Origin of the sequence: Paraburkholderia graminis (assembly GCF_003330785.1) — a bacterium.
GTDB classification, from domain to species: domain Bacteria; phylum Pseudomonadota; class Gammaproteobacteria; order Burkholderiales; family Burkholderiaceae; genus Paraburkholderia; species Paraburkholderia graminis.
On sequence record NZ_CP024935.1, the window covers coordinates 2,485,539 to 2,511,620 of the forward strand.

Genomic DNA, 26,082 nt, shown 5'->3' on the forward strand with positions numbered 1-26,082 from the left:
CACTTTCACCGACATCCGGCGCGGCGTCATGCACGTTGGCCGGTAAAGGAACCGTCATGTCCACAGCGCCCTCCTTGTCCTCGTCGAGCTCGACATCGCTCGACGCCCGCGCGCTCTTTGCCACTTTCGCCGGGCTTTCCGGCAGTCTCGTTGCCATCGGCCTCGCGCGCTTTGCGTACACGCCGCTCATTCCGTCTCTGATCCAGGCGCACTGGTTCACGTCGTCGCAAGCAGTCACATTGGGCGCCGCGAATTTCGCGGGCTATCTGATCGGCGCGCTGATCGGCCGTCCGCTTGCGTCCGCGTTATCGAACCGGACCGCGTTGCGCATGCTGATGGCCGTGGTGACCGCGGCGTTCTTCGCGTGTGCGTATCCGCTGTCGATAAGCTGGTTCTTCGTGTGGCGTTTGCTGTCGGGGATCTCCGGCGGCGCCATCATGGTTTTGGTGGCGACCTCGATTCTTCCGCATATTCCCGCAGCGCGCCGTGGCTTTGTCAGCGGCATGATCTTTCTCGGACTCGGGCTCGGCATTGCTGCGTCCGGTACGCTGATTCCCGAGCTGTTGCACTTCGGCCTGCAAACCACATGGCTCGGGCTCGGCGCTGTTGCACTCGTATTGACAGTAGTGAGCTGGTTCGGCTGGCCGTCGACGAATCCGCCCGCTCCCGCCGCGGCGCCCGCTCATCATCATGGCGCGCAGACCAGCACGCTTGCGCTTCGCGTGCTGTACGCGCAATACGCCGCGAACGCACTCGGACTCGTGCCGGCGATGATTCTTCTCGTCGATTACGTGGCGCGCGGTCTGGGCCGGGGCGCGGCAATCGGCGCGAACTATTGGGTGTTGTACGGGCTCGCCGCCATCGCGGGGCCGCTGATCGCGGGCAACATTGCGCATCGTATCGGTTACGGCAAGGCTTATCGCGTGGCTTTGTTGCTGCAGGCAGTGGCCGTCGCGATGATCGCGCTTTCCGGCAATGCGTGGGTGCTGGCACTGTCGACTGTCATTCTCGGAGTCTTCACGCCCGGCATCGTGCCGCTCGCACTCGGCCGCATTCATGAACTCGTGCCGCACGACCACACGGAACAGCGTGCCTCATGGAGCCGCGCGACGACAGCGTTCGCTCTCTTCCAGGCGCTCGGCGGGTATGGCTACTCGTATCTGTTCTCGCACTCGCATAACAACTACGCGTTGATCTTCATGTGCGGCGCCGCGGCGCTTGGCGTCGCGTTCATCGCTGATCTGATTGTTTCGCGGATCAGAACCGCGGGTTCTTTAGCGGCGTGACACTGCGTATGTTCCGCGTTGGGCACATGCCTTGCTCCTCAAAGGTGACGATGCTGTCCGGTCCGTCTTCTCTTTGCGCGCTCACTATGTAAGTGCGCAAAGCCGCGGACAGGAGAGCTTCATCAACCAAGCGGAGGTCATACATGTTGGGAACTATTCTTCTGGTTGTGCTGATTCTTCTTCTCCTTGGCGCGTTGCCGACCTGGCCGCATAGCCGTTCGTGGGGCTATGGGCCAACGGGTGGTCTTGGCGTCGTGCTGATCGTCGTGATCGTGCTGCTTGTCGCCGGCGTGATATAACGATTGCGGTGACACGTTCACATCAGTAAGTCAAACGCAGGCCCGGCCGCCGGATTGCGATGCAGTGAACTGCTCGCAGATCCGGCGGCCTCGCTACATCTGAAGCTAGACGAATGCGCTTTTCAGCGCCGAGGAATTGCGATGGAAAAGTTACTCGCCAATCAGTTTGCGTTGGTCACGGGCGCGAGCTCCGGCATTGGCTATGGCGTTGCGCGAGCGCTTGCGGATGCGGGCGCGTCCGTCGCGCTGAACTATCACTCGCATGCGGAATCGGCGGAGAAGCTCGCTGACGAGATCAACCAGTCGGGTGGCACCGCGTTCGCAGTTAAAGCGGACGTATCGAATCCGGCCGATGTCGATGCGATGTTCGACGCGTGCCGCGCGCGCTTCGGCACACTGGACATCGTCGTCGCGAATTCGGGTTTGCAGAGGGACAGCGCTATTGCCGATATGTCGATGGAAGAATGGCAAACAGTGCTGGGCACCAATTTGACGGGACAGTTTCTCACTGCGCAAGCCGCTGTCAAAGAGTTCCGGCGACGCGGGCCGACCTCCGCATCCAAAGCACTCGGCAAGATCATTTGCATGAGTTCGGTGCACGAAGTCATTCCGTGGGCCGGGCATGTGAACTACGCTGCGTCGAAAGGCGGGATTCAGATGTTCATGAAATCGCTCGCACAGGAAGTCGCGCCCGAGCGCATTCGCGTCAACTCGATTGCGCCCGGCGCGATTCGCACGAAGATCAATCGCGACGCGTGGGAGACTCGCGCGGCAGAGCAAAAGCTACTGCAATTGATTCCTTATGGCCGCGTGGGTGAAGTCGAAGACATCGGCAAGGCGGCCGTGTGGCTCGCATCGGATGAAAGCGACTACGTTGTGGGCACAACCTTATTTGTCGACGGCGGCATGACGCTCTATCCTGGATTCATCGACAACGGCTAGACGGTGGTGCAGCGTTCACGCGCTAATCACACGAATATCGCGGACACCTCAGGCACGGCCCATGCTGAATGCTCTCCGTATTCCAACTCGATACGAAAGGAGATACATCATGCCTTACCTACTCGGCTGGCTTCTCGGTGTTCCGGTGATCGTGCTGGTCATTCTGTACCTCATCTTCCATTGATCATTCGAAACACGCTCCACGGCGCGGCCCTTCTGTGGCCGCGCGTCTCTTTCACGTAATGCCATACATGCGTTCGGGCCCGAGCGAGCGTTCGTTGCGACGGGGTAGCGCCGCGGTTTCCGCTCAGGCTGCTTCGGTAAAAGCAGCGTCATACCGGTAGCGGCTTGTGGCCGCGCGTGGACGCCATAAGATCGGCGATCCGGACGGTTCTCCCGGGCGCGAATGCACCCTAAAAATATACCGGGACGCTCGCTGGATAGGCTTCCTAAAGCGGTGTGCCATGCGGCGACTAACGGAACGTTCTTCCGATAGAATCACGTCTGAACGAACAATCTTCCGAGTCAGCCCATGAACAGCCGGACCCGCGAGCTGGACAATCAGGACCGCAGAATCCTCCGCGCGTTGCAAAAGAACGCACGCGTGAGCAATGCGGAACTGGCCGAACTCGTCGGCATGTCGACCACGGCATGCTGGAACCGCACACGCCAACTCGAAACCGAAGGCTACATTCGCGGCTACGTTGCGCTGCTCGATCAGCAGAAGCTCGGCTTGGCGGATATCGTTCTGCTCGAAGTCACGCTCGATCGTCACGACGACGACGCGCTCGCGCGTTTCGGCGCGGAACTCGCGACACTCACCGAAGTACTCGAGGCGTATCTCGTCTCCGGTGATTACGACTATCTGGTCAAGGTGGCTGTGGACGGCACGGCGGGTTATGAGCGCTTCCTGCGCGAGAAGCTATACAAGATCGCGGGCATTCGTCATAGCCGCTCGATGTTCGCGCTGCGCTGCATGAAGAGCATTCCGTCTGTGCAGGTTTAATGCGCGCTGAGGAGTCGTTGCGAGCGCTTTGCGCTGTTGTCCGGAGGCGCCGGGCGGGGCTGACCGTTAGTTGCGTCATGGGCGCAATAACAAGCGCTGCAAAAAGAGCCCAACAGTGGGTTTGCTACGAAGCAAGCGGCGTCGACGACCACGCAACACACGCCGCGTAGCCGCGCGGCGCGGCTATCCATTGCGCGGCGATCGCACGCATATCATCGGGAATCGAGCCGCGCAGCGTCACGCGCTGGCCCTCGCGCGGCAGCACGCTCAAATGCTGCAACCCGCGCGCGATGCCCGCGCCTGTCGTTTTGACGAGCGCTTCCTTGGCGGTCCATGCATCGTAGAACGCGGCCATTTGCGCGGAACGATCAAGGCGCTCGGTCCACGCCGCCTCGTGCGGATCAAGCGTCAACGTGACGATGGAGCGCCAATCGAACGTATCGCTGCACTGCTCTATATCGACACCCACGCGCCGCGCCGACGACATCGCGATCAAGCCACATGCGCCCGCGTGCGACACGTTGAAGTCGAATGCCGTCGAATCTGCGAGACGCGGTCGCCCGTTTGCATCGACCGTGAAGCGCAGAGCGCGCGCATCTTCGCCGATATGTTGCGCAAGCAACTCGCGCAACGCAGCGCGCGTTGTGGCGAAGCGCAGCGCGTCTTCGGCGCGGCGGAAGCTGCGTGCTCGCGCGCGCTCGTCGTCGGAAAGCGATGCGAACACCGCGGCGTCGAGCGACGTGTCGAATGACAGATCGACACGCCACAACGACAGGTCATGCGGGCCTTCATGCTGCAGCGGAACGGGGGCGATAAGGGCGGACATCGCAAGAGTCGAGGCGCAATGGAATTACCGCGACTCTACACGATGGTCCTTTTATAAAGCACCGCGCCGTTAAACCCGTCTGGTTTCCTTCGGCACGCCGAGCAGCAATGCAATCCCGCTTGTGAACAGCAACACGGTCAGCAGATAAAGCGCGTTGTCCATGCTGCCGGTATGCGTCTTGATCTGCCCGATCACCCACGGGCTCACAATGCCGCTCGTAATGCCGATGCTGCTGATCAGCGCAATGCCGCCCGCCGCCGCGGTGCCCGACAGATAGCTCGCCGGCACCGTCCAGAAGATCGGCAACGCGGCGAAAATCAGCACGGCGGCAAGCGAGAGAATCGCGAGCATCGCAGGAAAACTACTCAAATGCAGGGTCAAAAGCGAAAGCGCGATGCCGCCGCCGATCGTGCATACCGCGAAGTGCCGGCGCCGTTCTCCGCGCCGATCGGAATGGCGAGCAATCAGAATCAGCCCGACCGCGCCGACTGCATTCGGAATGACGCTGTACAGACTGATCGCGAGAACATCGCGAATGCCGAAGTCGCGGATCATCAACGGCATCCAGAAATTGAGCGTCAACGATGCGCAAGTCAGCGAGAAATAGATGAACGCGAACAGATAGACGCGCGGATTACGCAGCGCCTGCGTGAACGAGCGCGATGAATGCGATGCGTGCGACGGCTGCGATAAAGCCGCGCGGTCCTCGTCGCGTTGCGCGATCAATTGCGCTTTCTCATCAGCGGTGAGCCATTGCGCGTGCTGCGGACCGTCGACGAGATAAACCGCGGCAATCAGACCGAGGATAAGCGCGGGCGCCCCTTCGATGATGAACATCCACTGCCAGCCGAACAGGCCGAGCACGCCGCCCATATCGCGCATGATCCAGCCCGACACGAGCCCGCCGAGCACGCCCGCGACTGCCACGCCGGCGAAAAATATCGACAGCACCGCCGCACGCCGCCGCGCCGGATACCAGTACGTCAGATACAGCACGATGCCAGGAAAGAAGCCCGCCTCGAACACGCCGAGCATGAAGCGAAGCACATAGAAATGCGCGGGCGTCGACACCATCATCATGCCGACCGACGCCAGGCCCCACAGCAACATGATTCGCGTGAACGTGCGGCGCGCGCCGAACTTCGCAAGCAGCAGGTTGCTTGGCACTTCGCACAGTACATAGCCGATGTAAAACACAGCGGCGCCGAGTCCGTACATTGCGTCGCTGAACCCGAGGTCGTGCTTCATCTGCAACTGCGCGAAGCCGATGTTGATGCGGTCCAGAAACGACACGACGTAGCAAAGAAACAAAAATGGAATGATGCGCAGCGATACCTTGCGGTATAGCAGATCGTCGTGCGCAGCGGCGCTTGAACCAGGCTCGAGCGCTGGCGAGAGGGACTGACTCATCGGTTATCTCCAGACATGAGGCGTGATGGGTCCAACGGACCCGCGGGTCCGGCGTCTTGATGCGCCGCGTTGTGGTTGTCGCTGAAGTGCGCGTGCTCTGATCAGGCCGCGAGCGGATGAACTTCGCCGCCTTCCGGCGATACGTCCGCCACGCCTTCGCGCGCGTGCCGGATTGCTTCGAGCAGCGTCGCGTGATCGCCGATATGGTTCGCGAGCAGCAGAATGAGTTGCGCATTCGCCGACTGACTGCGCGCATCGTCGAGGCCGCGATGCATGTCGATCAACGCCTCGTAAAAGTCATCGGGACGCGCGAGGTTCGGTTGCGTGATCAGTGCCATGATGTGTCTCCGGATTCTATTTTTTGCTGCGAACGCGGGGCGTTCTTTCAGGCCGTGCCTTGCACGCATAACGCGCGCTTTAACGCATGCTCGACAGCAAGCGGTTCGAGTTGCCGCCAGCGCGCGCACACATGCTGGTCCGGGCGGATCAGATAGAACGTGCCGGGTCGCGCGTCGTAGCGCGCGCTCGCGAGACCCTCGGTGTCGCGCAGAATCTTTGCATCTGCGATTGCTGCCAGCGGCGTTTCGCTGCGCGCGATCACCACGAGCTTCAACGGAATAGTGCTTGTACGAAGCGCTTTCAGCGCAGTTTCGGTCGCGGCGTCGATGCCTTGATCGCCGCAAAAAAGCACGCCTGTGAATTGCTGACCGAGATGCTGAAGCAGCCACGCCGATTCGCCGGCCGCCTGCACCGGTGCATCGACACATGAGGCGCCCGGCACCATGGGGCCCTCGAATGTGTCGCTATCCGGCGTATTCAGCGGCGAATCGCTCAACACCGCCGGCACCGACAGCCGACCACTGTTCGTCAGTTGCCGCGCAAACGGATGGTGACGCGCGAGCTTCAGCACGGCATCGCGAAACACGCGGCTAACCGGGCTCTTCGGCGTGATGAAGTCAGTAGAACGCGTGGAGTTGCGGATGTTCTCGTCGGCGGCAAATTCGCGCTCGCTGGCATAGGTGTCGAGCAACGCATCCGATGCGTTGCCCTCCAATACCATTGCCAGTTTCCATGCGAGGTTCTCCGCATCCTGCACGCCGCTGTTCGCACCGCGTGCGCCGAACGGCGAGACGCCATGCGCGGAATCGCCCGCGAACAGCACGTTGCCGTGCCGGAAGCGTTCCATGCGCAAACACGAAAACGTGTAGACGCTGACCCATTCCAGTTCGAACTTTGCATCCGGTCCGAGCAAGGCACGCACACGCGGAATCACGCGCTCGGGCGTTTTCTCAAGCACCGGGTCGGCGTCCCATCCAAGCTGAAAGTCGATTCGCCACACGTTATCCGGCTGACGATGCAGCAACACCGATTGATTCGGATGGAATGGCGGATCGAACCAGAACCAGCGCTCGGTCGGAAAGTCCGCTTCCATCTTCACGTCGGCGATCAGGAAGCGGTCCTTGAACGTCACGCCTTTACTATCGAGTCCCATCAGATTGCGGATCGGACTGCGCGAACCGTCGGCGGCGACGACATACCGGCCACGCAACGCATATTGCCCGTCGGGCGTTTCCACCGTCAGCGTAACCGACGCGTCGCGCGCGCCTGGCGTTCCGCACTGCTCGATACCGACCACCTTGCTTTTCCAGCGAATCTCGATGTTTGGCATTTGCTGCGCGCGTTCGAGCAGAAAGCCTTCGACGTAGTACTGCTGCAAATTGATAAACGCCGGACGATGATGACCTGCTTCGGGCTGCAGATTGAACGAGTAGACGAGTTCATCCTTGAGGAACACTTTGCCGACATTCCAGCTAATGCCCTTGTCCACCATTCGCTGCCCGCATCCGAGGCGATCGAAAATATCGAGTGAGCGCTTCGAGAAGCAGATCGCGCGCGAACCCGTGGACAACGAGCAGTCGTCGTCCACGAGTATGACGGGCACGCCCTGCTGCGCGATGTCGATTGCGGTGGCAAGACCCACCGGCCCCGCGCCGACCACGATCACCGGATAGACCGTCTGCTCCGCGCCGTTTCGCGCGTCCTGTTCGCGGCACGGCTGATATTCGAACGACAGCGTCTGGTAGTTGATGCTCATGTTGTGTCTCCGTCCTGCTCCGCTTTGCTGTGCTGCGCTTGCCTGTTCTTTTGTATGCGATGCCGTCAGGCTTGCAGCGCGTCCCACATTTCCTTGTCGCGCTGCGCGGTCCAGATGCGCGGATGCGTGATGCCGCTTGCTTCGTCGAAAGCGCGCGAAACGTCGAACGGCAAGCAATGTTCGTAGATGAACACGTGGCCGAATTTCGGGTCCATCGCCTTGCGCGTGTGCGCCATCGCGGCCTTCAGATCGAGCTTCTGCTCGACCGCTTCACGGCCTTGCTGCAGCAACGTGGTGACGAAATCCTTCGTGTAATCGAGACCTTTGTTGACGTCTTCCGGCGTGGTCAGCGCGGGGCCGCGGCCCGGCACGAGCTTTTCGGCATTGAGCGCGCGCAGTGCTTCGAGTGTCGCCGGCCATTGCTCGAGTTGCGCGTCGCCGCAATAGCACGCCGCGTCGTATTCGACGAGATCGCCGGAAAACAGCACCTTTTGCGACGGCAGCCACACGACCGTATCGCCCTTCGTATGACCCGCGCCGAGATGCGCGATGCGCACTTCGAGCTTGCCGAGGAACAGCGTCATTTCCTTTTCGAACACGAGCGTCGGCCACGTGAGGCCCGGCACCGTTTCAACGCCGGCAAAAAGACGCGGAAAGCGTTCGATCTCCGACTTCATGTCCGCTTCGCCGCGCTCGACGATCATCTCGTACGTGCCGCGGCTCGCGATGATTTCCTGCGCGCCTTCCTCGAAATACGCCGACGCGCCGAGCACGCGCACCGCGTGATAGTGCGAGAGCACGACGTATTTGATCGGCTTGTCGGTGACGCTGCGAATCTTCGCGATGAGGTCTTGCGCCATGGCCGGCGTGGCGGTCGTGTCGACGATCAGCACGCCGTCGTCGCCGATGATCACGCCCGAGTTCGGATCGCCTTCGGCCGTGTAGGCGTAGGCGTTCTCGGACAACTTCGTCCACGTGACTTTTTTGACTTCCAGATCGGCCTGCGATGCAAATGCCTTTGCCATGCTCGTCTCCCTCAAAAGTTGGATGTGAGGCGAGACGGCCGGCTGCGCGCTGCGGCGCGGGCTGGCGGTATTGAAGGTTGTCTCGCCCCGTTTTTGACTCTGTGACTGCGCCGGTGTGTCGGGGTGATTGCATCTTATGGCCGCGCCTGTTTATTTGTCAATAGCGAAATGTATCGCTATACGCAAATCACCAAACGCCTAACATTGAAGCGTGGACGGTGACAGTTCGCAGTCGCGGTTCGGTTAACATGGACCCTTTTTACGGACGAGCGCAGGCGTGAGCAAAGCAGCGAAAGCGGCCCCCGGCAAAGGCGCGAGCGGTACTGAAATAGCGGAAGGCGGCAAGACGCAGCGCGGCATTCAGAGCGTGGAAGTCGGCGGCCGGCTGCTGCTCGCGCTCGCGCAGGCGCGCATGCCGCTCGCGCTATCGGACCTCGCCATCGCCGCCGACCTGGCGCCCGGACAGGCCCATGCTTATCTCGTGAGCCTAAGCCGGCTTGGTCTCGTCAAGCGCGACGAGCTGTCGGGCCGTTATGAACCGGGGCCGTTGTCGCTGCGGCTGGGTCTGTTGCATCTGGAAAATCAGCCGGCGTTTCGCGCCGCCGTGCCGCGGGTGGCGGCGCTCGCCGAAGCAATCGGCTTTAGCGTCGCGATCTGTATCGCCGGGCCGCAGGGGCCGACCATCGTTCGCTATGAACATGGGGGTTTTCCGCTGCACGTGAATCTGCATGTCGGCACGGTCATGTCGCTGCCGGCGACGTCGACGGGACGCGTGTTCTGTGCGTACCTGCCGCGCGAAACGCTCGACGCGATGTGGGCGAATCAGTCGGGCGCCGACCAAAGCGCGACGGCCGCGCCGCGCGACGCCGCGTTCCAGACGTCGCTCGAGAAGATTCGCGCGCGCGGCCTCGAAAGCAGTGTCGATGCGCCGAGTCCTGGCATCAGCAGCCTGAGCGCGCCCGTGTTCGATCCGGACGGGCGCCTCGCGCTGGCATTGACGGTGATCGGCTCGACCGGCTCGATCGACGTGGCCGCCGATGGCCGCATCGCCCGCGCGTTGCTCGGCGCGGCTCGCGAGATCGGCGCCGAGCTTGCCGCCCAACCCTCACTGCTTGCATCGTCCGCATCGTGACCGCTCGTACTGACAACCCTTCTTCCACGCCGCTTTCCGCGCCTGCTTCCACGGCTGTTTCCACGGATACAAAGCCGCAGCGCGGCATCCAGTCGCTCGACAGCACCGGCGAACTGCTGGCCGCGCTCGTCGCGGCAGCGCGGCCGCTGACCTTGCGCGACCTCGCCGCCGCAGCCGGCATGCCGCCGGCGAAAGCGTTTCCGCATCTGGTGAGCCTGCTCAAGACCGGCTTGCTGAGCCGCGGCGCGTCCGGCTGTTTCGAAGCCGGGCCGCTTGCGCTGGAGCTTGGCTTGATCAGCCTGCAGCGTCTTTCGCCGACGCGCGAGGCCGAGCCCGAAGTGGTCGAACTGGCGGCATCGACGGGAATGAGCGTCGCCATGGCGGTGCTCGGTCCGCTTGGACCGACGGTCGTGCGGCTGGAAGAATCGCCGCGGCCCTTGCATGTGAGCTTGCGGGTGGGCACGGTGATGTCGCTGGTGAACACGGCGATCGGGCGCGTTTTCGCCGCCCATGTCGCCGACGACGTGCGTGCCGGGCTGCTCGCGCAGGATCACTTGCGGCTCGCAGGGGCGAACGAGGCCGATGTTTTCGCCGGCAAAAGCGCGCCGCCCACGCTGAACGCAAGCTATGCGCAGCGTCTCGCGCAGATTCGGGCCGACGGAATCGATACCGCGCTGAGCCGGCCCGTGCCGGGCATCGACACGCTCGCGGCGCCCGTGTTCGACCACACGGGCAGCATTTGCCTCGTGCTCGCGCTGATGGGACCGAGCGGCAGCTTCGACAGCGCCGCCGCGGCCGGCCCGGCGCAGACGCTGCGCGCGGCAACGCTGCGGTTGTCGCGGCGGTTTGGCTGGATGGGCTGAATCAAGGGTTTCTGCGCGGCGTCGGCCGCGTCGTCGGCGGCCTCGGTCCGGTAATCGTTTTTTTGAAAAACGGCGGTTTGTAATCGTTTCGGCAGAGAAATAATCGAAACGATGCGGACGGCCGGGGTCCAAATAAGCGTTTTTTTGGAAAAAGCGCTGTTTGTAATCGTTTTGAACGTGGAATAATCGAAACTGATGCAGACGACCTGCTTCCCGCCCTCTCGAGCGCACCCGGATCGACCCCATGCCGCACATCGGATATCAATGGCTGGCCAACACGTACGGCGTCGTACCGGTCCACCCGTTCGCCGTTCAGAGCGAAATCGGCCGGACGCGCTCGAGCGCCACTGACGGCGACATCAGCCGCGAGGTCTATCCCGCCGCCTATCGCCCCGTTTCGAGCCCGACCGATCATCTGACATTCGCCTTCCGCCACGAAGGCATCCATCTGGAATTCCTCGCGCGGCTGTTCGCGCTGAAGTCCGTTCGCGGGGAACTGGAAGCGTGGATCGCGAGAGAACCGACCGGCGCGTATGCGCGCCGCGCGTGCTTTTTTTACGAATGGCTGCGCCCCGAGCGTCTTGATGCGCAAGGCGCGTCGCGAGGCAATTACGTCGATGCGCTGAACCCCGACGAGTTCGTCGTGGGCACGACCGTCAACAACTCGCGCTGGCGCGTGCGGGACAATCTGCCGGGCAATCGCGACTTCTGCCCGGTGATCCGGCGCGCGGAGTCGGTGCGGCGCGCAGAAACGTACGACCTTGCGTCGCCACTGGCCGAACTCGAAGCCGATTACGGCGTGGACCTCATCATGCGCAGTGCCGTCTGGCTGACGGTGAAGGAGAGCCGCGCGAGTTTTCTCATCGAGCACGAACAGGACAAGGAGGATCGCATCCGCCGCTTTGCCGCGGTCATGGAAAGCGAGTGCGGCCGGCATGCCAATCCGTTCGATGCCGAGACGCTCGTTGCCCTGCAACGCGGCATCCTGGGGAAGTCGGCGTTGCGCTATGGCATTCGCCGCTCGCCGGTCTATGTGGGACACGTCGCGCGCTATGAGCCGGTGGTCGATTACATTGCTCCGCATTGGCAGCAGGTCGAAGCAATGCTCGCGGGCTTGAGCCAGTTTCTTCAACGCACGCAAGGCGGTGCGCCGATTGTTCGCGCGGCGGCGGCATCGTTCGGCTTTGTCTATGTGCATCCGATGGCCGACGGCAACGGCCGCATCTCGCGCTTTCTGATCAACGACGTATTGCGCCGCGATGGAGCCGTGCCCGCGCCGATCATCCTGCCTGTGTCCGCGACGATCACACAAAGCACGCGCGATCGCGCCGCTTACGACAAGGTGCTCGAACGGTTTTCGCGCCCGCTGATGAAGCACTACGCGGATCAGTACACGTTCGGGAAAACGGAAACGGCCGACGACGGCGTCGAGTTCAACCTGCACTTTCGCGCCTACGACGACGCGCTGCCCGCGTGGCGCTACCCGGACTTCACCGCCCACGTCAGCTATCTCGCGGATGTCATCGACGTGACGCTGCGCCACGAGATGCGCAACGAAGCGCGCTTTCTGCATGCCAACGACACGGCGCGGCGTGCGATCAAAAATTTCCTGGAAGCGCCGGACAACGATCTCGACAGCATCATTCGCAGCGTCCGGCAAAACGGCAACAGCATTTCCAACAGCTTGCGCAAACGCTATCCGCTTCTCGATGAGCGGCCGAATCTGGCCGCGCAAATCGTCAATGCGATCACCGAAGCTTTCTCCGAAGACAACATTCCCTAATCGCCCGTTTGCGGTCCATGCGACGACAACCTCGCCTTCGCATGCCGCATCTTCTCCAGCGTCTTCGGACCCGCTTTGAGTGCGACGCCGATTGCGAGCGCGTCCATGATGCAAAGATGCACGAGGCGCGATACGCCAGGCGTATTCGGATCGATGGGACTCGGCACGCGCAGCAGCAGCGCAATATCCACGAGCCATGCAAGCCGCGAGCCGACATTGGTCAGGGCGATCGTCGTCGCGCCGCGTTCCTTGGCAATCTGAATGCTCTCGTTCACCTCGACGCTGCGGCCCGAATGCGAGATGGCAAAGGCGACGTCGCCTGGCTCCATCATCCCGGCGTAGAGGCGCTGCAAGTGCGCGTCGGTAAACGCAGTGGACGCGATGTCGAGCCGTAGGAACCGCAACGCCGCATCTTGCGCGACGAGACCGGACCCTGAGCCGACGCCGAAAAAGAACACGCGCCGCGCGCTGGACAGCGCTGCAATCGCGCTTTCGACCACCGCCGGATCGAGCGCGCCGCGCGCGTGCGTGATGCCGTCGACGGCGGCTTCGCCTACCTTGTCCATCAGCGTCTGCACGTCGTCGCTGCGCGCAATGGCCGCCGACGAATATGGCATTCCGCCCGCCACGCTCTGCGCCAGTTGCATCTTGAAGTCGCGCAGACCATGCGCGCCGATCGCGCGGCAAAAACGCGTGACCGAAGGCTCGGAGACATCGGCGCGCTGCGCGAGTTCGGTGATGCTCGCGCGCATCGCGAAGTCCACGTCGTTCAGCACCATGTCCGCGACCTTGCGTTCTGCGGGCCGCAAACTGGCGAGTGCGCTGCGGATATGGGGAATCAAGTTCGGTGCGGACACCCGGTGTTCCTTAAGGGTTAAATGAATCCGCGTCGCTCGCAGCTTCAATCGGCAACACGCGGTTCAGACCAGTCTGCGTCCACTCTCCGTATCGAACAGATGAATATGAGCAGCCGGCAAGCGCAACGCGACGCGCTCGCCGGGCTCAACCTTCGAGCGTTGACGCGTCGTCACGCACCACGTGTTGCCGCCTATTTTCCCGTACAAATGCGTCTCGGCGCCAGTCGGTTCGACCACCTCGACTTCCATGATTGCGTCGGGCGTCTGCGTGATCGTCTCGATGTGTTCGGGCCGCACGCCCAACGTGACTCTCGCGCCCACGTTCGCCGACAGCGGCGCGCCTTCGAGCACGATCTCGCCACCGTCCGCGAGTTTCAGCGCAAGTCCCTGCGAGTGATCCACTACGATGCCTTCGGCGAAATTCATCGACGGCGAGCCAAGAAAGCTCGCGACGAAAAGATTGGCCGGGCGGTCATACAGTTCGAGCGGACGCCCGATCTGTTCGATCCGCCCCGCGTTCATCACGACGATGCGGTCGGCCATCGTCATGGCTTCGATCTGATCGTGCGTAACGTAAATCACCGTGTTTTTCAGGCGCTGATGCAGTGCCTTGATCTCCGTGCGCATTTGGACGCGCAGCTTCGCATCGAGATTGGACAGCGGCTCGTCGAACAGAAACAGCGACGGCTCGCGCACCACCGCGCGGCCCATCGCGACACGCTGACGTTGACCGCCCGATAACGCGCGCGGCAAGCGGTCGAGGTAGCCGCCGAGATTGAGCATCTTCGCCGCGGCCTCGATTCGCGGCTTGAAATTCGCCGGCGACTCTTTACGAATGCGCGGCCCGAACGCGATGTTCTCGTAGACCGAAAGATGCGGATACAGCGCGTAGCTTTGAAACACCATCGAGATATTGCGCTGCTGCGGCGCGAGATGGTTCGCACGCGTTCCGCCGATCATCAGATCGCCGCCGCTGATTTCCTCGAGCCCGGCCACCATCCGCATCAACGTGCTCTTGCCGCAGCCCGACGGGCCGACGAGCACGACAAACTCGCCGTCGTCGATATGAAGGTCGATGCCGTGCACCACCTGCGTGTCGCCGTAGCGTTTGAAGATGCCGCTCAGTTGCACTGCTGCCATGCTGTCCTCGTCGTCTGCAGGTTTCGCTCAAAGCGATTCGAGCGTCAGTTCTTGCGCCATCAGCCGGTTGCCTGCCATCAAGCCACCGTCGACGGGCAGCGCGACGCCGGTAATCACGCGCGCCATAGGCGACGCGAGAAACAGCACGGCATCGGCGATGTCGTCAGGCGTGGCGAAATCGCGCAACGGATACCACTTTTTCAAATCTTCGAAGACCTGCGGGTTCTTGTCGACGCGCGCCTGCCATGCCTGTGTCTTCACCGTGCCCGGACACACGATGTTCGCGCGAATGCCATAGCGGCCCAGTTCGAGCGCGAGCGCCTTCGTGTAACTGATCAAGCCCGCTTTGGCCGCGCTATACGCGGGATGCCCGAGCGCGGCCATGCCATTCACCGAGCCGATCAACACCAACGCGCCCTGCTCGCGCTCGATCATCGACGCGCGCACGGCTTCGACCGTGTTGTATGTGCCGTTCAGGTTCAGATGAATGTCGCGCTGCCAGCTTGCGGCGTCGGTGGTGGCGAGCGTGAGGCCCTCGGCTGCGCCCGCGTTGGCGACCAGCACGTCAACGGGTCCGCGCTTCGCCACCGCCGCGGCGACGGCTTGTTGCACCGCGGCGGCGTCGCCGAGATCGACTGCAATCGGCGTGACCTGCGCACCGAGCTGCTTCGCCAGGCGATCGAGCGCGGCCCCGTCGATGTCGAGCGCCAGCACCGTATCGGCTTCCTCCACGAAACGCTTGCACAACACGCTGCCGATGCCACCGCAAGCGCCCGTCACTAATACGACTCGATTCATTTTGCCCTCGCTTTTCCACACGCCCGGCACTTCGCAGACCGTGTAAATTTCTTACAGCGCGACGCACCGCACAAGCCGCTTCGTCCCGGATATTGGGTAACGGGCGCGCAGCCCGCATCGAGAATATCCCTGTTTTACAGGCATCTTATGCACAAACCGCGGCGAGAAAAAATATCGCAGACCCTACGTGACAACGCATTTTTAGCCGTGTAGGATTTTTTCAAACAATTCAACCCACAGCAGCCGGCGACGGCAGCGGACCTATGAGGAGAGAGAGATGTCGTTGCATGCCCGTGCTTCCCTCGCGCTTGGCAAAGTCGCCGTGGCGCTCGCGTTTGCAGGTATCGCCGTGTCGGCTCAGGCCGACACGGTTCGCGTGACCGTCGCGCATTACAGCGACGCAACCGCGCCGTACTTCGAAAAGATGGCTCGCAATTTCGAAAAGGCCAATCCCGGCACCACCATCAAGATCGAAGACGTGAACTGGGATACGTTGCAACAGAAACTGCAAACGGACATCTCCGGCAACGCGAACGCCGACCTCGCGATTGTCGGCACGCGCTGGCTGCTCGACTTCGTGAAGGACGACGTGGCCGAACCGCTCGACGGCTATATGGACGCCAATTTCAAGGGACGTTTTATCGGTCCGTTCCTGGCACCCGGCGAAATCAACGGCAAGGTGTACGGTTTGCCGATCGCCGCGTCCGCACGCGCGCTGTACTACAACAAGGATCTGCTCGCGAAAGCCGGCTATCCGGACGGCCCGAAAACATGGAACGACGTGATTGAGGCATCGAAGAAACTGAAGGCGCAAGGCATTGCCGGCTTCGGTCTGCAAGGCAAGGAAATCGAAACGGACGTCTATTTTTACTATGCGCTGTGGACGAACGGCGGCGAAGTAGTCGGCAAGGACAACAAGGCGGCGTTCAACTCGGCGGCGGGCGTCAAGGCGGCCACGCTGTATAAATCGCTGATCGATCAGGGTCTGACGCAACCGGGCGTTACCGGTTACAGCCGCGAAGACGTACAGAACCTCTTCAAGCAAGGCCGCGTGGCGATGATGATTTCGGCGCCGTTCCTCGCGAAGCAGATCAAGAAGGAAGCGCCTAACCTGAAGTACGGCATCGATCCGATTCCGATGGGCACTACGCACGCCACTTACGCAGTCACGGACTCGATCGTGATGTTCAAGAACTCGAAGGTGAAGAAGTCCGCGTGGAAGTTCCTCGACTATCTGTTCACCAAAGAACCGCGCGTCGAGTTCACGACAACCGAAGGTTTCCTGCCGACCACCAAGGCGGAATCGTCGGACCCGGCGTTCAATGATCCGGATACCAAAGCATTTGTCGCCTTGCTGCCCACTGCGCGTTTTGCACCGACCGTGACCGGTTGGGAAGACACCGCGAAGGCCGTGACCGACGCGATGCAGTCCATCTACCTGGGCAAGGCCAAGCCCGCCGATGCGCTGAATGCGGCGGCTACGCAAGCCAACAAGTCGCTCGGCCATTGATCGGGGCGACGCTCTGACGTCGCGGTAAGCCGTCACTATCCGGCCCATTCCGACGCGCCCGCATGCTTCATGCGGGCGCGTCTCACGATCGAGCATGTATGAGCCGTTCCGCATCTTCGCGTCTGCAAGCGCCGTGGTTACTGATTGCACCGAGCCTGGTGCTGGCGCTTTTTATCATCAGCTATCCGATCTTCAACATCGTGTGGCAATCGCTGCATGAGGTATCGCGTTTCGGGGCGATTCGCGACTTCACGGGCTTGCAGAACTTCTATTCGATCTTCAGCGACCCCACGTTCCTGGCGGCCGCGCGCCGTACGATCGTGTGGACCGTGTTCGTGGTGGGCGGCACAGTCGCCATTTCGGTGCCTGTTGCACTGGTGCTGAATCAGGACTTCTATGGGCGCGGCGTCGCGCGAACCATCGTCATGCTGCCGTGGTCGGTTTCCCTCACCATGACCGCGGTTGTCTGGCGCTGGGCGTTTAACGACGACTACGGCATGGTCAATGTCACGCTGCAACGCCTCGGCTTGATCGGCGGCCCGATTCATTGGCTCGCGACCCCGGAACTCGCGTTTCCCGTGGAAATCGCGGTGGGCATTCTCGTGTCGATTCCATTCACGGTGACGATTCTGCTCGGCGGATTGTCCTCGGTGCCCGGCGACATTTACGAAGCGGCGCGCATCGACGGCGCGAGCGCGTGGCAGCAGTTTCGCAAGCTGACGCTGCCGTTGATGCGGCCGTTCATCAACATGACCATTCTGTTGAACGTGATCTACGTGTTCAACTCGTTCCCGATCATCTGGGTCATGACGCAAGGCGGCCCGGATAACAGCACGCATATTCTCGTCACGTATCTGTACGAACTCGGCTTCAGGCTCGGACGACCCGGCGAGGCCGCGGCCGTGTCGCTGATCATGCTCGTCATGCTGTTCGTTTTCTCGATGGCGTATTTGCGCATGCAGCCGGCAAAAGAAGGAGAACCGTCATGACGCTCAGCACGAAAACGAAACGCTCGCTGTGGTGCTGGCTCGCGTTGTCGCCGCTGGTGATCGTGGTGCTGTTCCCGTTTGCGGTGATGCTCTTCACCGCACTCAAACCTGCTTCGGAGATTTTCGTTTACCCCGCGCGCTGGTTGCCGGTGCATTGGCAGTGGAGCAACTTCGCCGATATGTGGCAAGCGGCCAATTTCGGCGTGGCGCTGCGCAACAGTGCGGTTATCAGCTTGCTGTCGACATTGCTCGCACTCGCGGTGAGCTTGCCCGCCGCTTACGCCTTGGCGCGCTTCCCGTTCCGGGGACGCGGACCGTATCGCCAGTTCCTGCTCGTCACGCAGATGCTGTCGCCTATCCTGCTGGTCGTCGGGCTATTCCGGCTTGCCGCCATGATCCCTTATGGCGACGGCAATCTTGTCGATTCGAAAATCGGCGTGATCGTTTCGTATGCGGCGTTCAATATTGCGTTCGCCGTATGGATGCTCTCTTCGTATTTTCAAACGGTGCCGCGCGATCTCGAGGAAGCGGCGTGGCTGGAAGGATGTGGACGAACGCGTGCCGTTTTCAAAGTGTTCCTGCCGCTTGCCGTGCCGGCAATTGTCGTCACCGCGATCTTCACGTTCATCAACGCGTGGAACGAATTCGCCGTTGTGTATACGCTAATCCGCTCGCCGGAAAACAAAACGCTCACCGTGCAGGTCACCGACATGGTCGCCGGCAAGTATGTGGTCCAGTGGCATCTCGTGATGGCCGCGACGCTGTGCGCAACGCTACCGGTTTCGGTCGTGTTTGCGTGGTTGCAGCGGTATCTGGTGAAGGGCCTGGCTTTGGGGGCGGTGAAGTAGTACGTTTTTGCCCACCGCGCCGAGGTTTGCAATCTTCGGCGCGGTCATGGTGATGCTGGCAATTAGTGCGTGTTCCGCTGAGCCCGCTTGCCGTTATCCTTGTGCTTATTCCGCGCCGCGCACAATGCGCAGATCGCGTTCTACTGCGTCGCCCAAAGCGTCGAGCGCTTTCTTGTAGTCGTCGCGTGAATACGCTGCGACTGCATCTTCATACGACGGAAACTCGATCACCACCGTCCGCTCCTTCAAGCCCTGCTCATGAACTTCGTCCGCGACGCCGCGCACGAGGAACTTGCCGCCCGCAGCCGCTACTGCCGGCCCGGCCAACTGACCGTAGGCGGCCAGCTTCGACGGATCGTTGATCTTGCGATACGTGGTGACCCAATACCCCTTGCTCATTTGACGCTCCTCGTTAGTGACGGTCATGAATGCAGGAGCGTAACAGAGAACGCCCCGGAGAATACGCGGCGGCCAGTCATGGCCCTATTGCGTAAAGGACTATCGGCGCGGCGGGCCGATCCGAATGTTTGCCCTGCGAATCGCGCCACATGTCCGAAAAAGATGGCCCAAAAAGTTGAACCACGGCGCATGACAAACGGCCAACTTGTATGGAAACTCTTCCCTGCGATCCACGCGACGTGTCGATGGCTGGCCGCTCGTGTTTGAAACGCAGCGACCGCTGTTCGCGGTAAGGCAACGAGTCGTCGTTTATCATGAACCTGTGCCTTTCGATGAAGATTCAGTTTTAGATATGACCAATACCGGAAAGACGTTGATCATCGGCCTTGTGCTGGCTGACCTGGTGATCTGCGCCTATTTGCTCTATCCGCGCGAGGAAAAGAAGTCGGCTGCCGCGCCCGAGGCCGCGCTGACCGCACCCGAGATTACCGATTCGCGCCCTGCCGAGACCCACGTGATTGCGGGCAGCATTGCTCGCCCGGCGTCGCCGGAGACATCGGCGAAGGCTAATAGCAACGCGCCTGGCGGCACGAAGGTGAGCCGCGTGGACGTGCGGCCGTCGCCGGCTCCGACCCCGACCGTTGCGCCGCAGCCTGCGCTGCCGGCGGCACCGGCGTTGCAGGGCGTTCCGAACACCAGCGTCGCGAACGTGCCCGCGGCGGACATGCAAACGCAGGCGCAGCTCCCGCAGGTTCAGCAACCGACGCAGCCGATACAGCAGCAACCGGTGCAAGCGCAGCAACCCGTGCAAACGCAGCAGCAGGTACAACCGCCGCAACAAGGGCAACAACCGCAACACGCAAACAACACCAGATCGAAGACCGCGCAGCGCGCTGCCGAAGATTCGCGTGGTCACGATGACCTGCGCCGCCGCGGTTCAAGTGACGTTGGTGCGTTGATGACGGAACTGCTCGTGCGCGAGTCGGCGAAACTCGATCCGTCATTGCCCCCGCCGCCGCCGACCGCTCCGGTCGAACTCAATCGCCGCAGTTCGAACCCGGTCGCGGACGCGATGACCGATCAACTGGTCAAGGAATCGGCACGAGTGGCGCCCGCGTCCGGCGCGCAAAAGCAGCCGGGCACGCAGTAGACGCGGAGCGCGTTGTACGCTCGCGCGTCTGGATGGAATTCGGCAGATATGCGTTCTCCCGATCCCATCCACTCGCGCCCACACGCATCGAGCGCCTTCACGACTCCGTAATCCCCGCAACGGCGAACTGCCCACATTCCAGTGGTTATCGCCGCGCTACCGCTCACGCAACCGCATCATCGACAATCGGTTCGCGAGCCATGAACCAGTAGAACAGCGCCGCGCACCCCGCAATCGCGCCGCCTGAAATAAACGCCAGCGCATACGAGCCGGTGCGGTCGACAATAAATCCCGCGACGACCGGCGAAAACGCGCCGCCGAAATAGCCGCCGAAGTTCTGGATCGCGCTGACGGAGGCGATCATCGACGAAGGCGCGATGTCCGCCGCGAGCGCCCACGCGGAACCCACCACGGCCGCAATGAACGCCAGCCCGACGGTGAAGAGTGCAAGCGTCACGTTCAACGTATGGCTAAACGGCAACGCAATCGCGCATACAGCGGCGCCCACCGCGCAGCATGCAATCAACAGACGCTTTGCGGCAATCGGCGAAGCGATCTCGCGGTCGACCATCTTCTTCGCCAGATAGCCGATGGCAATCTCGCCCAGCGCGCCGCCTGCCCACGGAATACCCGCATACACGCCAAGCTGTGCGAACGAAATATGAAAGCGGTCGAGTAGATAGAGCGGCAAGAACACGAGGAAAATATTCCACAGCCAGATCGTGCAGAAGTAGCCGAGAATCATGCCCCACACGCTGCGTCGCGCGAATAGCGAACGCCACCGTAGCGATGAATTGGCGAGCGAGCGTTCATGCCCGCCGCCGCCCGCCTCGATGTACTCGCGTTCATCTTTCGAAAGACGCTTGCTGTCCACGGGGTTGCGATACAGCATCAGGAACAGCAACGCGAAGGCAACACCCACCGCGCCTGTCACATGAAAGAGCGAGCGCCAGCCGAATGCGACCATCAACGCGACGAGTAGAGCCGGTGCAATGGCCGGTCCCCATTTCGAAGACGAGTCCCACACGCCCGTCGCGAATCCTCGCTCCTTCGCGGGAAACCATGCAGCGGTAATTTTCGCGGATGTCGGCCAGCACGGCGCCTCGCCGACCGCGAGCAACGCGCGCATGACCAGTAGCCCCGAAATGGAACCGACCACGCCAGTGAGCCATGTGGCGACGCTCCACCAGATCATCGCGAGTGCGTAAGCGCGCTTTGCGCCGAAGCGGTCAATCACCCAGCCGGCCGGCAATTGCATGACGGCATAGGTCCACGCAAACACACTGCCGAGCAGGCCGATTTGCGTGCGAGTCAGTCCGAGTTCTGCAATCATGCCCGGCGCTGCGATCGAAAGACTCGCACGGTCCATGTAGTTGATGATCCCGCCGATCAGCAGCCAGATAAGCACATGCCAGCGGAAATTGAGGCGAGCGGGCCGCACCGCGGCGGCCGTGAGCGAACCAGTGGGCTTGTCCAAAATCGTGTCTCCGTCCAGATGGCCATGAACGTTGATAAAGGCCATTCGTCGTTGTCGATATGCATCGTGCCGCAGAGCGCGGCACTTGTATGCAGGTGCTGAAGGACAAGTGTACGGATGCAGGCGCGAGAGCTCCAATGTCGAAACCGCATGCCGTGATAGCGTTTTCGTTATTGCCGCGGTTCGCGACGCACTAAACTAGCGGGCGGCGCATGCACCGACTCATCGTTGAATACCCATTGGAGACCAAGTGAAATTCGACACGACAACTGTCCGGCTGATCCTTGCCATTGCGGAAGAAGGCAGCATCTCGCGCGCCGCGGACAAGCTGAACCTGGCAGTCGCGGCGGCATCGCGGCGCGTGTCGGATCTCGAAGAGCAACTCGGCGCGAAGCTCTTCCAACGCGTGCCGCACGGCGCGGAAATCACCGAGTCGGGCGCGAAGCTGATCGAGTACGTTCGGCAGATCGACAACCTGATTGATCGCATGGAAGGCGATGCACAGGCGCTCAATCATGGGCTCGAAGGGCGCATCATCATCGGTGCACCGAAGGCAGTCGTCATTCAGTTTCTGGCGCGTGAAATCGCCGGGATTCAGCGCAAGTATCCGCGCATCGCGCTGAAAATCGTCGAGGAAAACAGCAAGATCGTGCAGCAACTGCTGCGCGACAAAGTGATCGATGTCGGCATCTACGAGAAGAAAAGCGGCTTTCTCGATCTGGACAAATGCGCGTATCGAGAAGATCGCCTCGTGCTGGTTTATAGCCGCGCGCATTTTGAATTCGGCAATGGACCAGTGGGCATCGACGATATTCTCGATCTTCCCATTGTGAGCCTCGGCAAGGGCTCGGCCGTCCTGTCCGCCGTGGAGCGCGCGTATCGCAGCCGCGGCCGGCTGTTTCCGGACAACCTGACCGTCAACGGCTTCGACACCATGCTCGCGATGGTGCGTCACGGCTTAGGCGTCGGCTTCATGCCGCCTGATGTGTTGCAGAGCTTTCATCCCGAGGCATCGCTCGCATCGGTCGAACTCGACGGAGACTGGTCGCGGCGCAGTTACGTGCTGTCCTGCGTCGAAGGGCACGCGCAGGAGCAAACGCTGCGCAACGTCGTCGCGGAGTTGCTGGCGGGTGCCTAGCAGTCTAGCGGTCTAGCTGGAGCACACGCGCGCGACGGTTTCGCGATCCGCGAAACCAGCCATGACGCGGCGATTCTTGCGGCAACGCTTCTGCCCGGCGACAGTGGAGTCACAACATGACTCACCGACCAGGAGGAAGCCCGACATGACGCAATCAACGCATCTACCGCTGCAAGGCATACGCGTGCTCGACGTGAGCCAGGTCATGGCGGGGCCGTTCGCCTGCATGATGCTGGCCGACCTCGGCGCGGACGTCATCAAGGTCGAGCCGCCCGAGGGCGACCAGACGCGCAGTTCGATGGGCTTCAAGATGAAAGGCCCCGACAGCATGGGTTTTCTCAACCTCAACCGCAATAAGCGCTCCGTCACGCTCGATCTGAAAAGCGACGAAGGGCGCGAGATGTTCTACAAGCTCGCGAAAACCGCGGATGTCATCGTCGAGAACTATCGGCCGGGCGTCGTGCAGCGTTTGCGGATCGATTACGAGTCCATCAAGGCGATCAATCCAAAGATCGTCTATGTGAGCATTTCCGGCTTCGGGCAAAGCGGGCCGTGGGCGTCGCGGCCCGGCTTCGATCTGATGGCGCAGGCCATGTCGGGCGTGATGAGCGTGACGGGCTACAAAGGCGGCAAGCCCGTGAAAGCCGGCGTTCCGGTCGCGGATATCGGCTGTGCGATGTTCGCGGTGTTCGGTCTGCTGTCGGCGTATATCGGCGCGCAGCGAAGCGGTGAAGGCCAGCATATCGACGCGTCGCTGTTCGATTCGATCATGGCCTTCTCGATCTGGGACATGTCCGACTATTGGGGCACCGGCGTCCCGCCGACACCGCTCGGCACGAGCAACAAGATGAGCGCACCCTATCAGGCCGTGAAGGCACGCGACGGTTACTTCGTGATGGGCGCAACCAACCAGAAGCTATGGACCCGGCTGTGCGAAACGCTGGATCGGCACGATCTGATCAATCACGCGGATTACGCGAGCGTGTCGCTGCGACTGAAAAATCGCGAGGCGATGATCGAAGTGCTGGAACAGGAGTTCGGCAAGCGCGACAGCAGCGAATGGGTCGATCTGCTGCTCGCGGCCGGCATCCCCGCAGGACCAATTCTTTCGTATCCCGAAGCATTTGCAAGCGAGCACGCGCAGCATCGCAACATGTGCATGGAGATCGACCACCCGAACGAGGGCAAGGTCAAGAACATCGGCTTTCCGGTCAAACTGCTCGGCACGCCGCCGACCGTGCGCCGCCATCCGCCGCTGCTCGGCGAGCACAACGACGAGATCTTCGCCGAAATCAACGGAGCCGCGTCATGAGCGAACCGGTTCGTCTGACCGTTCACGCTTCGGGCGCGGCGGAAATCCTCATAGACAGACCCGAGCGGCACAACGCGATGACGCTCGACATGTACGAGTCGCTGCTTGCACTCGTGGCGCAATGCGAAGCGAACGACGACGTGCGCTGCATTCTGCTGCGCGGCGCAGGCGGCAAGTCGTTCATTTCCGGCACGGACATCGGCTATTTCAAGGACTTCCGCGACGGCCGCGATGGGCTCGCATACGAAGCGTTCGTCGAGCGCGTGATCGACACTATCGAGCGAATTACCATGCCGACCATTGCGGTGATAGACGGCTGGGCGGTGGGCGGCGGTCTCGCGCTCGCGACGGCCTGCGATTTTCGCGTGTGCACCGACGCTTCGCGCTTCGGCGCACCGATTGCGAAGACGCTGTCGAACACGCTGTCGTCGCGCAATATCGCGCGGCTTCAGGCAGCCTTCGGCACACCTCGCGTGAAGAAGATGCTGATGCTCGCCGACTATCTGAGCGCCGACGAAGCGCTCGCGTGCGGATACGTGCACGAAATCTGCGGGCGAGACGCATTGCAGGAAGCGGCGCACTCGCTCGCGCAACGTTTGATTGCGCTTTCGCCCGTCACGCAGCACGCGGTGAAAGAGAGCCTGCGCCGCATCGTGATCGATCAGCGGCTCGACGACGAGGATCTGATCGAAAGCGTCTACGGCAGCAGCCGTTTCAGGGAAGCGGTCGCGGCGTTCACGTCGAAGTCATGACGGCGTAGCCGCAGTCGCGATACCTTCGCATAAGAGACTCGCTCGAGGCGCCGCAACAGCGGCGCTTTTTTTATGCCTTTGTTTCGCACGAGCGTCCACCGCGCCGGGCACGTGGCGTCACGCCAGGGTTTTCATCGACAAAAATTCCTGTTGCCAAACTTTTTGATGTCGTAGTATCCGCATTGACAACATATGTTGTCGCTTATGCCGACGGAACACCGCATGTTGTAGACACAACGCGTGTTCATCGTCAATCAATGCGGAGAAAATCATGGTACGTCGCGTCTTCCTCATGTCCCTCGTTGCGGCCGCGCTATTCGGCAGCGCGCTCGCCCGCGCGGACACCAAAGAACTCGTGGTCGGCACGGACACGTCGTTCATGCCGTTCGAATTCAAGCAGGGCGACAAGTACGTCGGCTTCGACCTGGACCTGTGGGCCGAAATCGCGAAAGACCTGGGCTGGAAATACAAGGTCCAGCCGATGGATTTCAGCGGCCTGATTCCCGCGTTGCAGACGCAAAATATCGACGTCGCGCTGTCGGGCATGACGATCAAGGAGGAGCGCAGGAAAGCCATCGACTTCTCCGACCCGTACTACGACAGCGGCCTCGCCGCGATGGTCCAAAGCGGCAACACGAGCATCCGGTCCATCGACGATCTGAACGGCAAGGTGATCGCGGCGAAAACAGGCACGGCCACTATCGACTGGATCAAGGCGCATCTGAAGCCGAAGGAAATCCGCCAGTTCCCGAACATCGACCAGGCGTACCTAGCGCTCGAAGCGGGCCGCGTCGACGCCGCGATGCACGACACGCCCAACGTGCTGTATTTCGCGAGCACGGCCGGTAAAGGCAAGGTCAAGGTCGCCGGCACGCCGGTGAGCGGCGACAAGTACGGCATCGGCTTTCCGAAGGGCAGTCCGCTCGTCGCGAGCGTCAACGCGGAACTCGCGAAGATGAAGGCCGACGGCCGCTATGCGACGCTGTACAAGAAGTGGTTCGGCTCCGAGCCGCCCAAATCGTAATCGTTGCGACGTCCCGTGCGG

25 protein-coding genes are annotated in these 26,082 nt (G+C 61.7%); 15 read left to right on the plus strand and 10 right to left on the minus strand.

Annotated elements, in window-relative coordinates; all coding sequences use genetic code 11:
* Nucleotides 1-56 precede the first annotated feature (56 nt).
* The 4 genes from CUJ91_RS29235 (at nucleotide 57) to CUJ91_RS29250 (ending at nucleotide 3,533) form a co-directional block, all read left to right on the plus strand.
* Entirely contained in the window at nucleotides 57-1,286 is a 1,230-nt protein-coding gene (locus CUJ91_RS29235) for a YbfB/YjiJ family MFS transporter (protein ID WP_114157780.1), read from the plus strand.
* A 143-nt stretch (nucleotides 1,287-1,429) separates the two neighbouring features.
* Nucleotides 1,430-1,585, plus strand: coding sequence for a DUF3309 family protein (locus tag CUJ91_RS29240; protein WP_006047249.1), 156 nt, complete (start codon nucleotides 1,430-1,432; stop codon nucleotides 1,583-1,585).
* Nucleotides 1,586-1,726: 141 nt separating this feature from the next.
* Entirely contained in the window at nucleotides 1,727-2,527 is an 801-nt protein-coding gene (locus tag CUJ91_RS29245; protein ID WP_029967052.1) for an SDR family oxidoreductase, read from the plus strand.
* Between the two features lie 532 nt (nucleotides 2,528-3,059).
* Complete coding sequence (locus CUJ91_RS29250; RefSeq protein ID WP_029967054.1) at nucleotides 3,060-3,533, plus strand: Lrp/AsnC family transcriptional regulator; 474 nt, start codon at nucleotides 3,060-3,062, stop codon at nucleotides 3,531-3,533.
* A gap of 124 nt (nucleotides 3,534-3,657) precedes the next feature.
* Here CUJ91_RS29250 and CUJ91_RS29255 read toward each other — a convergent pair whose 3' ends face one another.
* The 5 genes from CUJ91_RS29255 to CUJ91_RS29275 all read right to left on the minus strand — a co-directional run bounded on the left by CUJ91_RS29255 (nucleotide 3,658) and on the right by CUJ91_RS29275 (nucleotide 8,889).
* Nucleotides 3,658-4,359, minus strand: coding sequence for a 4'-phosphopantetheinyl transferase family protein (locus tag CUJ91_RS29255; protein WP_114157781.1), 702 nt, complete (start codon nucleotides 4,357-4,359; stop codon nucleotides 3,658-3,660).
* 69 nt (nucleotides 4,360-4,428) lie between these two features.
* Nucleotides 4,429-5,769: an MFS transporter gene (locus tag CUJ91_RS29260; RefSeq protein ID WP_114157782.1), complete on the minus strand. Its 1,341-nt coding sequence runs from the start codon at nucleotides 5,767-5,769 to the stop codon at nucleotides 4,429-4,431.
* A 101-nt stretch (nucleotides 5,770-5,870) separates the two neighbouring features.
* Nucleotides 5,871-6,107 (minus strand): DUF2783 domain-containing protein, encoded by a 237-nt coding sequence (locus CUJ91_RS29265; protein WP_006047255.1) that lies wholly within the window; start codon nucleotides 6,105-6,107, stop codon nucleotides 5,871-5,873.
* Nucleotides 6,108-6,154: 47 nt separating this feature from the next.
* Nucleotides 6,155-7,864: an FAD-dependent oxidoreductase gene (locus CUJ91_RS29270; protein ID WP_114157783.1), complete on the minus strand. Its 1,710-nt coding sequence runs from the start codon at nucleotides 7,862-7,864 to the stop codon at nucleotides 6,155-6,157.
* A 65-nt stretch (nucleotides 7,865-7,929) separates the two neighbouring features.
* Nucleotides 7,930-8,889, minus strand: coding sequence for an MBL fold metallo-hydrolase (locus CUJ91_RS29275; RefSeq protein WP_006047257.1), 960 nt, complete (start codon nucleotides 8,887-8,889; stop codon nucleotides 7,930-7,932).
* 277 nt (nucleotides 8,890-9,166) lie between these two features.
* Here CUJ91_RS29275 and CUJ91_RS29280 point away from each other — a divergent pair, with 277 nt between their 5' ends.
* From CUJ91_RS29280 to CUJ91_RS29290, 3 genes are all read left to right on the plus strand, one after another.
* Nucleotides 9,167-10,021: an IclR family transcriptional regulator gene (locus tag CUJ91_RS29280; RefSeq protein WP_053859861.1), complete on the plus strand. Its 855-nt coding sequence runs from the start codon at nucleotides 9,167-9,169 to the stop codon at nucleotides 10,019-10,021.
* Complete coding sequence (locus tag CUJ91_RS29285) at nucleotides 10,018-10,884, plus strand: IclR family transcriptional regulator (protein ID WP_167450677.1); 867 nt, start codon at nucleotides 10,018-10,020, stop codon at nucleotides 10,882-10,884. Before CUJ91_RS29280 ends, CUJ91_RS29285 begins: the two co-directional genes overlap by 4 nt.
* A gap of 244 nt (nucleotides 10,885-11,128) precedes the next feature.
* Complete coding sequence (locus CUJ91_RS29290; protein WP_167450678.1) at nucleotides 11,129-12,667, plus strand: Fic family protein; 1,539 nt, start codon at nucleotides 11,129-11,131, stop codon at nucleotides 12,665-12,667.
* Here CUJ91_RS29290 and CUJ91_RS29295 read toward each other — a convergent pair.
* The 3 genes from CUJ91_RS29295 to CUJ91_RS29305 all read right to left on the minus strand — a co-directional run bounded on the left by CUJ91_RS29295 (nucleotide 12,664) and on the right by CUJ91_RS29305 (nucleotide 15,462).
* Nucleotides 12,664-13,524: a MurR/RpiR family transcriptional regulator gene (locus tag CUJ91_RS29295; protein WP_114157784.1), complete on the minus strand. Its 861-nt coding sequence runs from the start codon at nucleotides 13,522-13,524 to the stop codon at nucleotides 12,664-12,666. The two genes, CUJ91_RS29290 and CUJ91_RS29295, sit on opposite strands and share 4 nt — an antisense overlap.
* A 63-nt stretch (nucleotides 13,525-13,587) precedes the next feature.
* Nucleotides 13,588-14,664 (minus strand): ABC transporter ATP-binding protein, encoded by a 1,077-nt coding sequence (locus tag CUJ91_RS29300; RefSeq protein WP_114157785.1) that lies wholly within the window; start codon nucleotides 14,662-14,664, stop codon nucleotides 13,588-13,590.
* Nucleotides 14,665-14,691: 27 nt separating this feature from the next.
* Entirely contained in the window at nucleotides 14,692-15,462 is a 771-nt protein-coding gene (locus CUJ91_RS29305) for an SDR family oxidoreductase (protein WP_114157786.1), read from the minus strand.
* Nucleotides 15,463-15,739: 277 nt separating this feature from the next.
* Between CUJ91_RS29305 and CUJ91_RS29310 the strand changes: the two genes are divergently transcribed.
* The 3 genes from CUJ91_RS29310 to CUJ91_RS29320 all read left to right on the plus strand — a co-directional run bounded on the left by CUJ91_RS29310 (nucleotide 15,740) and on the right by CUJ91_RS29320 (nucleotide 18,809).
* A complete protein-coding gene (locus tag CUJ91_RS29310; RefSeq protein ID WP_006047264.1) occupies nucleotides 15,740-16,972 on the plus strand; it encodes an ABC transporter substrate-binding protein in 1,233 nt (410 codons plus the stop codon).
* A gap of 98 nt (nucleotides 16,973-17,070) precedes the next feature.
* On the plus strand, nucleotides 17,071-17,961 hold the full coding sequence (locus tag CUJ91_RS29315; protein ID WP_029967068.1) for a carbohydrate ABC transporter permease: 891 nt from the start codon (nucleotides 17,071-17,073) through the stop codon (nucleotides 17,959-17,961).
* On the plus strand, nucleotides 17,958-18,809 hold the full coding sequence (locus tag CUJ91_RS29320) for a carbohydrate ABC transporter permease (RefSeq protein ID WP_006047266.1): 852 nt from the start codon (nucleotides 17,958-17,960) through the stop codon (nucleotides 18,807-18,809). Before CUJ91_RS29315 ends, CUJ91_RS29320 begins: the two co-directional genes overlap by 4 nt.
* Before the next feature lie 105 nt (nucleotides 18,810-18,914).
* On the opposite strand, the gene CUJ91_RS29325 is transcribed toward CUJ91_RS29320, so the two are convergent.
* A complete protein-coding gene (locus CUJ91_RS29325) occupies nucleotides 18,915-19,208 on the minus strand; it encodes a DUF1330 domain-containing protein (protein WP_006047268.1) in 294 nt (97 codons plus the stop codon).
* Between the two features lie 352 nt (nucleotides 19,209-19,560).
* Between CUJ91_RS29325 and CUJ91_RS29330 the strand changes: the two genes are divergently transcribed.
* A complete protein-coding gene (locus tag CUJ91_RS29330; protein ID WP_107707020.1) occupies nucleotides 19,561-20,358 on the plus strand; it encodes a hypothetical protein in 798 nt (265 codons plus the stop codon).
* 163 nt (nucleotides 20,359-20,521) lie between these two features.
* Here the strand turns inward: CUJ91_RS29330 and CUJ91_RS29335 are convergent, their stop codons facing one another.
* Nucleotides 20,522-21,835: an MFS transporter gene (locus tag CUJ91_RS29335; RefSeq protein ID WP_114158100.1), complete on the minus strand. Its 1,314-nt coding sequence runs from the start codon at nucleotides 21,833-21,835 to the stop codon at nucleotides 20,522-20,524.
* 250 nt (nucleotides 21,836-22,085) lie between these two features.
* On the opposite strand from CUJ91_RS29335, the gene CUJ91_RS29340 reads away from it, so the two are divergent.
* The 4 genes from CUJ91_RS29340 (at nucleotide 22,086) to glnH (ending at nucleotide 26,061) form a co-directional block, all read left to right on the plus strand.
* Nucleotides 22,086-22,973 (plus strand): LysR family transcriptional regulator, encoded by an 888-nt coding sequence (locus tag CUJ91_RS29340; RefSeq protein ID WP_114157787.1) that lies wholly within the window; start codon nucleotides 22,086-22,088, stop codon nucleotides 22,971-22,973.
* Between the two features lie 145 nt (nucleotides 22,974-23,118).
* Nucleotides 23,119-24,285 carry a CaiB/BaiF CoA transferase family protein gene (locus CUJ91_RS29345; protein ID WP_114157788.1) on the plus strand — a complete coding sequence of 389 codons (1,167 nt, stop codon included), beginning with the start codon at nucleotides 23,119-23,121 and terminating at the stop codon, nucleotides 24,283-24,285.
* Nucleotides 24,282-25,037, plus strand: a complete 756-nt coding sequence (locus CUJ91_RS29350) for an enoyl-CoA hydratase (protein ID WP_114157789.1) — start codon at nucleotides 24,282-24,284, stop codon at nucleotides 25,035-25,037. Before CUJ91_RS29345 ends, CUJ91_RS29350 begins: the two co-directional genes overlap by 4 nt.
* 271 nt (nucleotides 25,038-25,308) lie before the next feature.
* Complete coding sequence (gene glnH, locus CUJ91_RS29355; RefSeq protein ID WP_114157790.1) at nucleotides 25,309-26,061, plus strand: glutamine ABC transporter substrate-binding protein GlnH; 753 nt, start codon at nucleotides 25,309-25,311, stop codon at nucleotides 26,059-26,061.
* The last annotated feature ends 21 nt before the right edge of the window (nucleotides 26,062-26,082 follow it).